Origin of the sequence: Halobaculum saliterrae, assembly GCF_009831625.1 — an archaeon.
GTDB lineage: Archaea > Halobacteriota > Halobacteria > Halobacteriales > Haloferacaceae > Halobaculum > Halobaculum saliterrae.
Genome location: NZ_WUUS01000010.1, coordinates 129,951 through 142,225, shown reverse-complemented (window position 1 = coordinate 142,225; position 12,275 = coordinate 129,951). Strand labels below are relative to the sequence as shown.

Sequence of the window (12,275 nt, the reverse complement as noted above, 5' to 3'; positions counted from 1 at the left end):
GATTCGGGCAAAAACGTTCGCACGGTCGGGGAGGACTGACGTGCTGCGCTTCGTGGCCCGTGTCAGTCGAGGTCGACGCGGGCGCCCTCGGCGTCGGAGCGTTCGACGGCGTCGAGCACGCGCTGGACCTCGTAGCCGTCGTCGAAGCTCGGGGAGAACTCCTCGGATCGCGCCACGCTCGTCAGGAACTCGTAGTTCTCGTGGACGAACGTGTGCTCCCAGCCGATGACGTGTCCCGGCGGCCACCAGTGCTCGATGTACGGGTCGTCCTCGTCGGTCACGAGCACGGTCTCGTAGCCCCGGGCGTCCCCGGTCATGACCTCCAACTCGTTGAGCCGCTCCAGCGAGAACTGCAGGCTTCCATCGCTCCCGTGGACGGCGATCGTGTGGTCGTTCTTGTGACCCTCCGTCACTCGCGAGGCCTCGAAGGTGGCCATCGCGCCGGAGTCGTACTCCACCTGCGCCGAGTAGGCGTCGTCGACGGTGACCGGGCGCGTCTCGTCGTCCCCGCCCTCGACGGGCCGCTCCTCGGTGAACGTCTGCAGGTGTCCGGAGACGCTCGCGGCCTCGCCGACGCGGTCGCCGACGAGGAAGCGCGCGAGGTCGACGGTGTGTGCGCCCAGGTCGCCGAGCGCGCCCGAGCCGGCCAGCTCCTCGTCGTTGCGCCAGCTCCACGGCGCATCCGGGTCCGAGAGCCAGTCCTGGAGGTATCGGCCGCGGACTTGTCGGATCTCGCCGAGTTCGCCCGCATCGATCAACCGTTTCGCGTACCGGACCGCCGGAACGAACCGGTAGTTGAACGCGCAGCCGGCGGGCACGTCGGCAGCGGCGGCGGCCTCGCGCATTTCCTCGGCCCCCGCAAGCGTCGGGGCGAGCGGCTTCTCACAGAGGACGGGCTTGCCGGCCTCCAGCGCCGCGATCGACGGCTCGACATGGAGGTGGTTCGGTCCGAGGTTGTAGAAGGCGTCCACCTCGTCGACCACGTCGCGCCAGTCGGTCGCGGTGTGCTCGAATCCGAGCGTCTCCGCGGCCTCAGCCAACGCCTCCTTGTCGCGCCCGATGACGGTGTGGCGGTTCGTCTCGGGCGCGTCCTCGAAGAACATGGGCAGGCGGTCGAGCGCGTTCGCGTGCGCCTTTCCCATGAAGCGGTACCCCAGTACGCCGATGTCGATGGGTTCGTCGGTCATGCGTTCGTCCCCTCACTCCGCCCAGTATGCGTCGCCCGGCGTCGTCTCGAAACGCGCGCGCTTCAGGAGGTCGACGGCCTTCTCCAGCCCCTCGCGGGAGGAGGTGAGCGCGTCCTCGTGCTCGATGGAGAGCGCGCCGTCGTAGCCGACCATCCGGAGCGTGCTGACCACGTCCTTCCAGTGCTCCTCGCCGTGACCGTAGCCGACCGACCGGAACAGCCACGAGCGGTTCTCGCCGTCCGCGTAGTCGGTCGTGTCGAGCACGCCCTTCTCGCGCGAGTTCGACTCGTACACCTTCGTGTCCTTCGCGTGGACGTGGTGGATCGCGTCGTGCTCGCCGAGCACGCGGATCGCCTCGGTCACGTCGATCCCCTGCCAGTAGAGGTGCGAGGGGTCGAAGTTGACGCCGACGCGCTCGTTCGTCAGCTCGCGAAGCTTCAGCATGCCGTGGGGCTCGTACACGAGCATGTTCGGGTGCATCTCGATCGCGAGGTCGACGCCGTGGTAGTCCGCGTGCGCGGCCAGATCCGACCAGTAGTCCTCGGCGACCTCCCACTGGTACGCCTCGGCCTCGGCGTGCTCGGTGGGCCACGGCGCCGTGATCCAGTTGGGCACCTCGTCGTTCGGACCGCCGGCGGGCAGCCCCGAGAAGCAGGTGACGGCGTCGACGCCGAACTCGTCCGCGAGCTCGATGGCCTCCCGGAGCTCGCGGTCCGCCGCCTCCGCGGTCTCGTCGTCCGGGTGTAGCGGGTTGTTGTGTGTCGCGAACGCGCTCACGCGCAGTTCGTGCTCGTCCAGGTCCGCCCGCAGCGCCTCGCGCGCGCTCTCGTCGGTCAACAGCCTCTCGCGGTCGGTGTGGTCCTGCCCGGGGTGGCCGCCGACGCCGAGCTCGACCGTCTCGACGCCGATGTCGGCGAGGTACTCGAACGCGTCCGCGCGCGACTCGCCGCCGAGTGGTACGGTCAGTACGCCGATGTCCATGACCGCGGCTTGTACAACGAACCGAATAAACCTATATGTCGGACGGGGAACCGGAACCTCCGCGCGACCGACGGCGGGTCGTCGGCCCGGCGGTCCGGCCCGGTGACGACCGGCTCAGGCCGCGGCGTCGCGCTCGGCCGCGCGCCTGTCCATGGGGTCCTCCAGTTCGCCCATCACCTCCTCGAAGGCGTCCGTGGCGGTGACCAGTCCGCGGATCTCCCCGTCGGAGACGACGAGCGCGAGCTCCTGTCCTTCCACCTGGAAGCGGTCGATCGCGTCGGAGACGGTCGCGTCCGGCGACAGCGTCATCGGCGGGGCCGCGATCGCTTCGAGATCGAGGTCGGGGTCGTCGAGCACGTCGACCTCGCGGAGGAACGCCGGGACGTACACGACCCCGAGGAACTCCTCGCCGTCGTCCCCCAGCAGCGGGAACCGGGTGTGCGGGTACTCGCGCATCCGCGCGAGGTTCTCCTCCCACGGATCGCCGGCCGACAGCGACACGATCTCCGCGGGCGGAACCATGATCTCCGAGACGGTCCGTTCCCCGACCCGAAGCGCGTTGACGATCTCATCGCGGCGCTCCTCCGGGAGGTCGCCGGCCTCCAACGTGGACGAGAGCTTCCGTCGCAGGTCCGCTCGCGACTCGATGACGTCCTCCTCGGTCTCCAGCCACGCGCCGGTCATCTCCACGCCGAACAGCTTCAGCGTCCCCTTCGCGACCCAGTCCCCGAAGGTGATGACCGGGGAGATCAGCATGTGGAAGTAGTACAGCGGGGTCGCCCCGTATCGCGACACCTGTCGCGAGCGCTCGACGCCGAGATACGTCGGCGTCTGCTCGCCGTGCGTGAGGTGAAGGAGGTTGATGATGACGAACCCGAGGATCGCGCCGGCTCCCACCGACGCCAGTCCGGTGTTCGCGAACACCGGCTCGAACAGCGCCGCGAGCGCCGGCTCGGCGACGATCCCGACGGCGATGCTCGAGGCGGTGATCCCGACCTGACAGGTCGTCAGGTAGATCTCGAGGTTCTGGGTCATCTCCCACGCGCGTACGAGTGCTGGGTTGCCGCCGACGAACTCCGCCTCTGTGAACTGTCTCGCCCGCGTCAGCGCGAACTCGATCGCGACGAAGAAGCCGTTCGCGAGGATCAACCCGACTCCCGCGACGAGCCTGACCAGGATCTCCGCCGTGCTCATCGCTGTCGTAACCATCGCCTCCGGGTTGCCGAGGGGACCCCAAAAACCGGACGGCCGTCGAAGGGGGCGCGGCCGCCTACTCGTCGATCCGGACCGTCCGTCCCTCGTCGGTCGAGCGGTAGATGCCGTCGATGACGCGCTGGACCGTCAACGCCTGTTCGACGGTGTTTCGGATCGGCCCCTCGCCGGTCGCGACCGCCTCGAGGAACGCCGCCTGCTCGGCGCGGTGCGTGTCGACCTCGCGGGTGTCGACGGCCGTGTCGGTGAGGTGATGGCCGCCGCCGATGCCGTTCTCGAACAGCGTCAGGTCGCCGTTGCCGCGGTCGAAGCGGGCGCCGGCCTCGGTCCCGCGGACGAAGAAGTCGTTGTTCTCCGGGCGGTTCGTCGCCCACGCGGCCTCCAACGAGACGGTGGCGCCGTCGGCGGTACGGATGAACGCCGAGACCGAGTCGTCGACGTCGAAGTCCTCGGGGCCCGAGTCGTCGCCCCACATGTCGATGTAGGTGTAGTCGTCGCGACCGCCGAACTCCGAGCGCGCGACGCCTGAGACCTCGACGACCTCCGGGAAATCGAGGAAGTACAGCGCGAGGTCGATCGCGTGGACGCCGATGTCGATGAGGCTGCCGCCCCCGGAGACCGCCTCGCTCGTGAACCACGAGCCGCGACCGGGGACGCCTCGGCGCCGCACGTAGTTCGCCTCGACGTGGGTCACGTCGCCGAGGCGTCCCTCGGCCTGATAGTGCTTCAGCACCTCCACGGGCGCCGCGAAGCGGTTGTTGAACCCGACCATGCAGATCCCGTCGGCCTCGCGAGCGGCCTCGGCGATACGCTCGGCCGACTCCAGCGTGTGTGCCAGCGGCTTCTCCAGCAGAACGTCCAGCCCCCACTCCAGTGCGGAGACGGCGTACTCCTCGTGGAACCGGTTCGGCGTCGTGATGAGCACGGCGTCGACCATGTCGTACAGCTCGCCCGCGTCCTCGAACGCGTGCGCGTCGAACTCGCGGGCGAAACGGTCACGCGCGCCGGCGTCGACGTCCATCCCGCCGACCAGGTCCGCCCCGAGCGATTCCAGCCGCTCGGCGTGGTGATGGCCGATGCCGCCGAGCCCGACGATGCCCACGCGGACCCCCGACGGATCGAAGCCGTCGACGAGCGTCATCGTCGCACCTCGGGGAGATTACTCGAAACAGAGGACCACATCATGGTCGCTTGGAGGGGAAGGGGGTCAGTATAGTTGTCGTTCCCGTTCCTCCCGTTCGGCCTCGGTCCGCTCCTCGGGCCGACCGCGACCGTGGAGGGGCCGACGGGAAACCGGGAGCAACCGGTTCCTCCCGTTGCACCCCGGCGCGTACAGGCCGTCCTTAGCGGGACGAACGGCAGCGTCATAGCCACACGGGAGGCCGTCATCCGCATCACTGACCGCCCGCCGAACGCTCGCTGCACGACGTCCTCGGATGCGAGCGTGGATCATTCGGTCGCCGGCGCGTCGACGATCGTGAGCCTCGTTCCCTCGACGTCCTCGACGATCGCACCCCACCCGCCGACGCTGACGTGCTCGCCGTCGACGTCGAGGTCGACGGTGACCTGCCCGGCCAACTCGAAGCCGGTGTCGGCCTCCGAGGCGAACGGTACCCGGACATCGACGACGGCTCCCTCGACGGTGCACTCCTCCCCCGTCGAGGTCTCGTAGCCCTCGACGCGGAGACGGATGGGGTTCTCCTGCCAGTTTCGCTCCCTGAGGGCGCGAACGAGGTGCCGAACGTCGAGATACTCGGTCGGGAGCCCCGGATCGGCCGCGTCGTACACGGTCTCCCACGGCTCCCACAGCGTCGTGAGGAAGTACCAGTAGAAGACGTAGGTGTGCGTTCGATCGTTCACGAGCACGCCGTACCGGTCGTACGAGTCGGGGTGGTGGGCGAACGACGCCTGTCTCCGGTCCGCGAGCGCCACGAACGGCGCGGGGAACGGTCGATGGCGCGCCTCGACACAGATGTCCTCGAACAGCGACGAGTCCGGCCGCTCGTCCGCGTCGTCGGTGTGGACGGAGATCCGAACCGAGACGCCACGGTCGGTCGCCTCGCGAAGGGCGGGCGCCAGCCGGCGGAGGTTCGCGGTCGTCGTCGACAGGAGGATCTGATGGTTCGCGTCCTCGATGAACGTCTCCGCCCGCTCGATGACGGTCCGAAACCGCGTGACGATGCTGGCGCCGCCAGCCTCCAACTCCGGCTGTTCCCACCGTTGTTCCACCTCGTCGGCGGCCGCCTCGAACCGGTCGGCCCGGCTCCGGAGGTCGTCCAACACGACCGAGGGACTGTGCGCCCGCGCCTGCAGCGAGCCGGCCTCGTACGTCTCGATGTACTCCCGCCCCTCGAGCGTCCGCAACACGTCGTAGATACGCGGCGCCGGGACGCCGCTCGCCTCCGCGATGTCGGTCGCCGATGCCGTCCCCAACTCCAGCAGCGCGACGTACGCCTCCGCCTGGTACGGCGACAGGCCCGCCGACTCCAGCGTCTCGACGAGCGACTCGGTCTCCATACTCGGGGACGGGACGGAACGGAGAAAACCGTACCGTCTGAACGGGTCGTTCCGGACCGCTCCGATCGGTCTCTCGCCGATCATCCGATGCCGACTCGCTTCCGTCAGTCCTTCCCGGCCGCGGGCCACCGCGGGGTCTTGGGCGCCTCGATGCGTGCGGCCTCCTCGTCGCTCAGATCCACCGAAACCGCCCCGACGTTCTCCCGGAGGTGTTCGCTCGATCGCGGCCCGATGATCGGCGCGTCGACCACCTCACGGTGAAGCAGCCACGCGAGCGCCACCTGCGCCGGCGTCGCCCCCTTCGCCTCCGCGAGCGCACGGATCTCGTCCAACACGTCCCAGTTCTCCTCGATGAAGTACCCGCGAACCGACTCGGAGGCGGCGCCGCGGGTGCCGTCGGTCGGATCTCCGTCGCGTTCGTACTTGCCGGTGAGGAACCCGCCCGCGAGCGGCGACCACGGGATGACGCCGACTCCCTCGGCCTCACAGACCTCGAGGAGGTTCGCCTCCTCGTGGCGTGCGACGGCGGAGTACTCGGGCTGCATACAGGCGAATCGGCTGTAGTCCTCGATGTCGCTCGTGTAGAGGGCCTTCGTGAACTGGTAGGCGGTCATCGTCGAGGCTCCGATGTACCTGACCCGGCCGGTCTCGACGAGGTGGTCCAGCGCCGCGAGCGTCTCCTCGATGGGGGTGTCGTCGTCCCAGCGGTGGATCTGGTACAGGTCGATGTAGTCGGTTCCCAGCCGGTCGAGGCTCGCCTCGACCTGATCGAGGATGTGCTTGCGGGACAGCCCGGAGCCGTTGGGACCGTCGCGCATCTCGCCGAACACCTTGGTCGCGAGGACGAGTTCGTCGCGGTTGGCGGAGGCGACCGCGTCGCCGACGATCTCCTCCGACTCTCCGGTGGAGTACACGTTCGCGGTGTCGAGGAAGTTGATTCCCAGATCCAGGGCCTCGTGGATGAGGTCGACGCTCGCGTCGCGGTCGTTCATCATCCACGACCGCTCGCTCCCGAAGTTCATGCAGCCGAGACACAGCCGGGACACGTCCAGCCCCGTGTCGCCGAGCGTCGTGTACGCCATGGAGTCCGACCCGGGCATGGCTCCCTCGCCGTCGCCGTCGGGCATAAGCGCCGGTGGTCTCGCCGTCAATTGCGTGCGGTTCTCACCCACGCAGCCGCCGGGATCGGTCGCAAAGACAATCCTTAAACGACGCGACGGGGAATCGAAATGCATGGCTGGAACCATCGAAGTACTCATCCCCGGCGGCGAGGCCAATCCCGGCCCGCCGCTCGGCCCGGAGCTCGGTCCGACGCCGGTCGACGTGCAGGCGGTCGTCTCCGAGATCAACGACCAGACCTCCGCGTTCGACGGCATGGAAGTCCCCGTCACCGTGGAGTACGAGGACGACGGCTCCTTCAGCATCGAGGTCGGCGTCCCGCCGACGGCGGAACTGATCAAGGACGAGGTCGGCTTTGAGACGGGCTCGGGCGAGCCCCAGACGGACTTCGTCGCGGACATGTCCGTCGAACAGGTGAAGAAGGTCGCCGAGCAGAAGTTGTCCGACCTGCTCGCGTACGACGTGAAGGCCGCGGCCAAGGAGGTCGGCGGCACCTGCGCGTCGCTGGGCGTCACCATCGACGGCGAGGACGCTCGCACGTTCGACGAGCGCGTCGACGCCGGCGAGTACGACGACGTGCTCGCCGACGAGGCGACGGCGTAACTCACGGGTTCCACTTCTCGCTCGCCGGCCGGGGGTACTCGGCGACCGGATCGTCCTCACCCCCACCAGCGACGGCCACGTCGTCGCCCACCGCGCGACCGGGGTCCGGTGCCTCCGGTTTCGTCGGGCCCGACCGTCGTAACCGTTACCCCCGGTCGGGCCGCCGGTCAACCGTGCACGACTACCACGCGCATTCGGCGTACTCCGACGGGGAGCAGCTCCACCGGATGCTCGACGCCGCCGCCGACGCCGGGCTCGACGGGGTGGGTTTCGCCGATCACTGTTCGCTGACGCGGGACCCCCACTGGCGCGAGCAGCGCGCCCGGTACGCCCGCACCTTCGATCTGACCTACGAGCGGCGACGGACGGCCATCGAGGCGCTCCGCGCCGACCGCGACATCGCCGTCCACGACGCCGTCGAGGTCGACTACGAGCCGGGCGCGGACGACCGGATCGGCGCGTTCCTCGCCGACGCCGACTTCGACTACGCCGTCGGCAGCGTCCACTACGTCCTCGGCCACACGGTCTTCGCCTTCGAGGACTTCTCGACGCCGGACACTCCCGACCCGGACGCCGTCGTCGACGCCTACTACGACGCTGTCGTCTCGCTGCTGGAAGCGGAGCTGTTCGAGGTCGCGGCTCACCTCGACGTGATCGAGGCGCATCCCCAGTTGGCCGGTCGGCGTACCAAGGAGCAGGTGCGACGCGTCGCCGACGCCGCCGCGGCCTCGCGGACCGTCCCGGAGATCAACGCCAAGCGACTGCTGCGCGAGGACGGCCCCGACCTTCACCCCACCGGCGCGCTCCGGACCGCGCTGTCGGATCGCGGCGTCTCCTTCACCGTCGGCACCGACGCCCACGGGCCGGAGGCGTACGACGGACGGGCCCGGGAACTGGAGCGGTTCTGCGAGGACGCCGGCATCGATCCCGTCGCCCCGACGGACCTCGCGGCGTGACGACCGTGTGAACGCGGACCGGGGGGACGGCCCCTTCGACGGCCTTAAGTGTCGCGTGGGTCGATTCCACGGTGAGACAGGCGTATGCCTGTTTCACTGACCCGTAGGAGCATTCCTGCGTACTACGGAGGTGAAAAATGGCAGATTCAATCGAGGACGCAGTATCCCAAGCACTGGAGGACGCCCCCGCTCGCAACTTCCGCGAGACCGTGGACTTGGCGGTCAATCTCCGGGACTTGGACCTCAACGACCCGTCGAATCGAGTTGACGACGAAGTGGTGCTTCCGGCCGGCACCGGCCAGGAGACACACATCGTCGTCATTGCGGAGGGCGAGACCGCCCTCCGCGCGGAAGACGTCGCGGACGACGTCCTGTCGGGCGACGACCTCTCGGACCTCGCGTCCGAGGAGAACGACGCCAAGGACCTCGCCGATGAGACCGACTTCTTCATCGCCGAGGCCGACATGATGCAGGACGTCGCGTCCAACCTCGGACGCATTCTGGGGCCGCGCGGCAAGATGCCGACGCCGCTCCAGCCCGACGACGACGTCGTCGAAACCGTCAACCGCATGAAAAACACCGTCCAGATCCGTTCCGGCGACCGGCGCACGTTCCACACGCGCGTCGGCGCCGAGGACATGACGGCCGACGAGATCAGCGATAACATCGACGTGATCGTCCGCCGGCTGGAGGCCGACCTCGAGAAGGGGCCGCTCAACATCGACGGCATCTACGTCAAGACGACGATGGGGCCGTCCGTGGAGGTGCCCGTATGAGCAGTTCCGCAGGGGAACGCAAGACCGACACCATCCCCGAGTGGAAGCGCGAGGAGGTCGCCGAGCTGACAGCGTTCGTCGACTCCTACGACGCGGTCGGCATCGTCGACCTCACGGGCATCCCGAGCCGTCAGCTTCAGGACATGCGCCGCGACCTGCACGGGCAGGCCGAACTGCGGATGTCCCGGAACACCCTCATCGAGCGCGCGCTCGACGAGGTGAACGAGGGCGCCGAGGACCTGGGGCAGTTCGTCTCGGGTCACGTCGGCCTCATCGGGACGAACGACAATCCCTTCGGGCTGTTCAAGCAGCTCGAGGCGTCGAAGACCTCCGCGCCCATCGGCGCGGGCGAGGTCGCCCCGAACGACATCGTCATCCCGGAGGGTGACACGGGGGTCGACCCCGGCCCGTTCGTCGGCGAGCTGCAGCAGGTCGGCGCGGACGCCCGGATCGACGGCGGGTCGATCAAGGTCATGTCCGACTCGCACGTGCTGGACGCCGGCGAGGAGGTCTCGAACGACCTCGCGAACGTGCTCGGCGAGCTCGGCATCGAGCCGAAGGAGGTCGGGCTGGACCTGCGCGCCGTCTTCGCCGACGGCGTCCTGTTCGAGCCCGAGGAGCTCGCCATCGACGTGGACGAGTACCGCGCGGACGTCGAGTCCGCCGCGGCGGCGGCGCGTAACCTCTCGGTCAACGCCGCCTACCCGACCGCCCGCACCGCGGGCACCCTGCTCGGCAAGGCCGCCGGCGACGCGAAGGCCGTCGGCCTGTTCGCCGCCATCGAGGACGAGGATCTGCTCCCCGACCTCGTGTCCCGCGCGGACGCGCAGCTGCGCTCGCTCGCGGCCGCCATCGACGACGACGAGGCGCTCCCCGAGGAGCTCCGCGGCGTCGAGGCGCCCGCGGCGGAGCCGGCCGCCGAGGCCGACGCCGATGCCGAGGAGGAGACGGACGAATCGAGCGACGACGAGAACACGGAAGCCGAGCCCGACGACGCCGACGACGATGACGACGACGGCGACGGAGCGGAGGGCCTCGGCGAGATGTTCGGATAAGACACACTACACAGGACCATGGAATACGTTTACGCTGCACTCATCCTGAACGAGACGGACGAGGAGATCAACGAGGACAACGTCACGGCGGTGCTCGAAGCCGCCGGCGTCGACGTCGAGGAATCCCGCGTGAAGGCCCTCGTGGCCGCGCTGGAGGACGTCGACATCGAGGAGGCCATCGACACGGCCGCCGCCGCGCCCGCCGCGGGCGCCGCTGGCGCCGCCGCCGGCGGTTCCGCCGACGAGGCGGAGGCCGACGACGGCGACGACGAGGCCGACGAGGAGGAGGCCGCCGACGAGGCGGCCGCCGACGATGACGACGACGACGAGGGCGACTCGGGCGAGGGCCTGGGCGAGCTCTTCGGCTGACGCCGGCGACGCTCACCTCGTCTCGATCGACTCGACGAGACCACACTTCTTTTGACCCCGACCGGCAGCGACCGCGCCGTCCCTGTGACCGGTACCCGACGAGGCGGTTCCTCGGCCCGACGTCCTGTGCCTTCTCGACCCGAACGTCCGCCGCGGTCCGAGCGTTGAAACGCGATGACGGGCGCACTCCTCCCCGGTGTTGTCGTTTCCCGCCGTCGCCCCGTCCGTGGGAACCGCCCTGCTCGCGTACACGCTCGCCGGGTGCGCGCTCGGCTGTTGCAGCGGACTGGTCCCCGGGCTGCACGCGAACAACTTCGCGTTCCTGCTCGCGGCCGCGGCGCCGGCGCTCGACGCCCCGCCGCTCCCGCTCGGCTGTGCGATGGTGGCCGCCGGCGTCGTCCACACCTTCCTCGACGTGGTGCCGTCGCTCGCGCTCGGCGTCACCGACGCGGCGATGGCGGCCGCGGCGCTCCCGGGACACACGCTCGTCGCGGAGGGTCGCGGCCGCGAGGCGATGCGGCTCTCGGCGATCGGGTCGGGGTTGGCGCTCGCGATCGCGCTCCCCGTCGCAGTCGTCGTCACCGCGGGGATGCGCGTCACGTACCCACACCTACGTGAGTGGCTGCCGGTCCTCCTCGCCGGGGTGGCGCTGTCGCTCGTGCTCACCGAGTCGACCAATCGGCGCCGGCTCGCCGGCGCGGTCTCGTTCGCGCTTGCGACGGCGCTGGGACTCGTCGCGCTCGACGCGCCGACGGACCCCGTGGTGTCGACCGGCGGGATCCTCGCCCCGCTGTTCGCCGGGCTGTTCGGCGTTCCCGTCCTCGTCGACGCGCTCGGCGGCGCCGGCGTCCCGCCGCAGGGAGACGCCCGGCTGGGGCTGTCCGGCCGCGAGTTGACGGGTGCCGCCGCGGCCGGTGCGGGCGGCGGCGCCGCGGTCGGCTATCTTCCGGGGGTGTCCGCAGGCGTTGCGGCCGTGCTGGCACTCCCCGCGACTGCCGGTCGCGACCCGACCCGCGAGTACGTCGTCGCGACCAGCGGCGCGAACACGGCGACGGCGGTGTTCGCGCTGTTCGCCTACTGGTCGTTCGACGCGGCGCGCTCGGGCGTGCTCGTCGCCCTGGACGACGCCGGCGTCCCGGCCGCGCTCCCGCCGCTGCTCTCGGCGGTGGTGATCGCCGGCGCGGTCGGGGCCGTCGCGGTGGTGCTGCTCGGCGACGCCGCGCTCCGCGTCGTCGGCGGGCTCCCACACGCGCAGTTGGTCGCGGCGGTGTTGGCGGGACTGGCGCTGCTGTCGGTCGCGTTCGCCGGCGTGCTCGGGCTGGTCGTGTGTCTCGCGGCGGCCGCGGTCGGGTTCGTCCCCGTCCGGCTCGGCTGTCGGCGGGTGCACCTGATGGGCGTGTTGCTCGGGCCGCTCGTGATCGCGTGATCCGTCCCGTCACACGACACCGATTCGCACGAACTCGGGGCGGGGCGTGGGGTCGGGGCCGTCTGAAAGACAAC

12 protein-coding genes are annotated in these 12,275 nt (G+C 69.9%); 6 read left to right on the top strand and 6 right to left on the bottom strand.

Annotated elements, in window-relative coordinates; all coding sequences use genetic code 11:
* Nucleotides 1–62: 62 nt before the first annotated feature.
* The 6 genes from GRX01_RS15655 to GRX01_RS15630 all read right to left on the bottom strand — a co-directional run bounded on the left by GRX01_RS15655 (nucleotide 63) and on the right by GRX01_RS15630 (nucleotide 6,979).
* Nucleotides 63–1,187, bottom strand: coding sequence for a Gfo/Idh/MocA family protein (locus tag GRX01_RS15655; RefSeq protein WP_159669687.1), 1,125 nt, complete (start codon nucleotides 1,185–1,187; stop codon nucleotides 63–65).
* A gap of 12 nt (nucleotides 1,188–1,199) precedes the next feature.
* Nucleotides 1,200–2,168: a sugar phosphate isomerase/epimerase family protein gene (locus tag GRX01_RS15650; RefSeq protein WP_159669684.1), complete on the bottom strand. Its 969-nt coding sequence runs from the start codon at nucleotides 2,166–2,168 to the stop codon at nucleotides 1,200–1,202.
* Nucleotides 2,169–2,282: 114 nt separating this feature from the next.
* On the bottom strand, nucleotides 2,283–3,362 hold the full coding sequence (locus GRX01_RS15645; protein ID WP_159669798.1) for a CNNM domain-containing protein: 1,080 nt from the start codon (nucleotides 3,360–3,362) through the stop codon (nucleotides 2,283–2,285).
* Between the two features lie 76 nt (nucleotides 3,363–3,438).
* Nucleotides 3,439–4,521 (bottom strand): Gfo/Idh/MocA family protein, encoded by a 1,083-nt coding sequence (locus GRX01_RS15640; protein WP_159669682.1) that lies wholly within the window; start codon nucleotides 4,519–4,521, stop codon nucleotides 3,439–3,441.
* Between the two features lie 308 nt (nucleotides 4,522–4,829).
* On the bottom strand, nucleotides 4,830–5,897 hold the full coding sequence (locus GRX01_RS15635) for a TrmB family transcriptional regulator (RefSeq protein WP_159669679.1): 1,068 nt from the start codon (nucleotides 5,895–5,897) through the stop codon (nucleotides 4,830–4,832).
* A gap of 104 nt (nucleotides 5,898–6,001) precedes the next feature.
* Entirely contained in the window at nucleotides 6,002–6,979 is a 978-nt protein-coding gene (locus GRX01_RS15630) for an aldo/keto reductase (protein WP_159669776.1), read from the bottom strand.
* A 151-nt stretch (nucleotides 6,980–7,130) separates the two neighbouring features.
* On the opposite strand from GRX01_RS15630, the gene GRX01_RS15625 reads away from it, so the two are divergent.
* From GRX01_RS15625 to GRX01_RS15600, 6 genes are all read left to right on the top strand, one after another.
* The gene (locus GRX01_RS15625; protein WP_159669677.1) at nucleotides 7,131–7,619 is read left to right on the top strand and encodes a 50S ribosomal protein L11; all 489 of its coding nucleotides are present in this window, start codon (nucleotides 7,131–7,133) and stop codon (nucleotides 7,617–7,619) included.
* A gap of 173 nt (nucleotides 7,620–7,792) precedes the next feature.
* A complete protein-coding gene (locus GRX01_RS15620; protein ID WP_321168153.1) occupies nucleotides 7,793–8,575 on the top strand; it encodes a PHP domain-containing protein in 783 nt (260 codons plus the stop codon).
* Nucleotides 8,576–8,712: 137 nt separating this feature from the next.
* Nucleotides 8,713–9,351 (top strand): 50S ribosomal protein L1, encoded by a 639-nt coding sequence (locus tag GRX01_RS15615; RefSeq protein WP_159669675.1) that lies wholly within the window; start codon nucleotides 8,713–8,715, stop codon nucleotides 9,349–9,351.
* The gene (locus tag GRX01_RS15610) at nucleotides 9,348–10,406 is read left to right on the top strand and encodes a 50S ribosomal protein L10 (RefSeq protein ID WP_159669672.1); all 1,059 of its coding nucleotides are present in this window, start codon (nucleotides 9,348–9,350) and stop codon (nucleotides 10,404–10,406) included. The genes GRX01_RS15615 and GRX01_RS15610 overlap by 4 nt, the downstream gene beginning before the upstream one ends.
* 18 nt (nucleotides 10,407–10,424) lie before the next feature.
* On the top strand, nucleotides 10,425–10,775 hold the full coding sequence (gene rpl12p, locus GRX01_RS15605) for a 50S ribosomal protein P1 (RefSeq protein WP_159669669.1): 351 nt from the start codon (nucleotides 10,425–10,427) through the stop codon (nucleotides 10,773–10,775).
* A 226-nt stretch (nucleotides 10,776–11,001) separates the two neighbouring features.
* A complete protein-coding gene (locus GRX01_RS15600; protein ID WP_321168152.1) occupies nucleotides 11,002–12,201 on the top strand; it encodes a tripartite tricarboxylate transporter permease in 1,200 nt (399 codons plus the stop codon).
* Nucleotides 12,202–12,275 lie beyond the last annotated feature (74 nt).

Bases quoted from the DNA above. Each gene is read 5' to 3' on its own strand.
- GRX01_RS15645 (WP_159669798.1), bottom strand. From the start codon at position 3,362: ATGAGCACGGCGGAGATCCTGGTCAGGCTCGTCGCGGGAGTCGGGTTG.
- rpl12p (WP_159669669.1), top strand. From the start codon at position 10,425: ATGGAATACGTTTACGCTGCACTCATCCTGAACGAGACGGACGAGGAG.
- GRX01_RS15615 (WP_159669675.1), top strand. From the start codon at position 8,713: ATGGCAGATTCAATCGAGGACGCAGTATCCCAAGCACTGGAGGACGCC.
- GRX01_RS15650 (WP_159669684.1), bottom strand. From the start codon at position 2,168: ATGGACATCGGCGTACTGACCGTACCACTCGGCGGCGAGTCGCGCGCG.
- GRX01_RS15610 (WP_159669672.1), top strand. From the start codon at position 9,348: ATGAGCAGTTCCGCAGGGGAACGCAAGACCGACACCATCCCCGAGTGG.
- GRX01_RS15630 (WP_159669776.1), bottom strand. From the start codon at position 6,979: ATGGCGTACACGACGCTCGGCGACACGGGGCTGGACGTGTCCCGGCTG.
- GRX01_RS15625 (WP_159669677.1), top strand. From the start codon at position 7,131: ATGGCTGGAACCATCGAAGTACTCATCCCCGGCGGCGAGGCCAATCCC.
- GRX01_RS15655 (WP_159669687.1), bottom strand. From the start codon at position 1,187: ATGACCGACGAACCCATCGACATCGGCGTACTGGGGTACCGCTTCATG.
- GRX01_RS15635 (WP_159669679.1), bottom strand. From the start codon at position 5,897: ATGGAGACCGAGTCGCTCGTCGAGACGCTGGAGTCGGCGGGCCTGTCG.
- GRX01_RS15640 (WP_159669682.1), bottom strand. From the start codon at position 4,521: ATGACGCTCGTCGACGGCTTCGATCCGTCGGGGGTCCGCGTGGGCATC.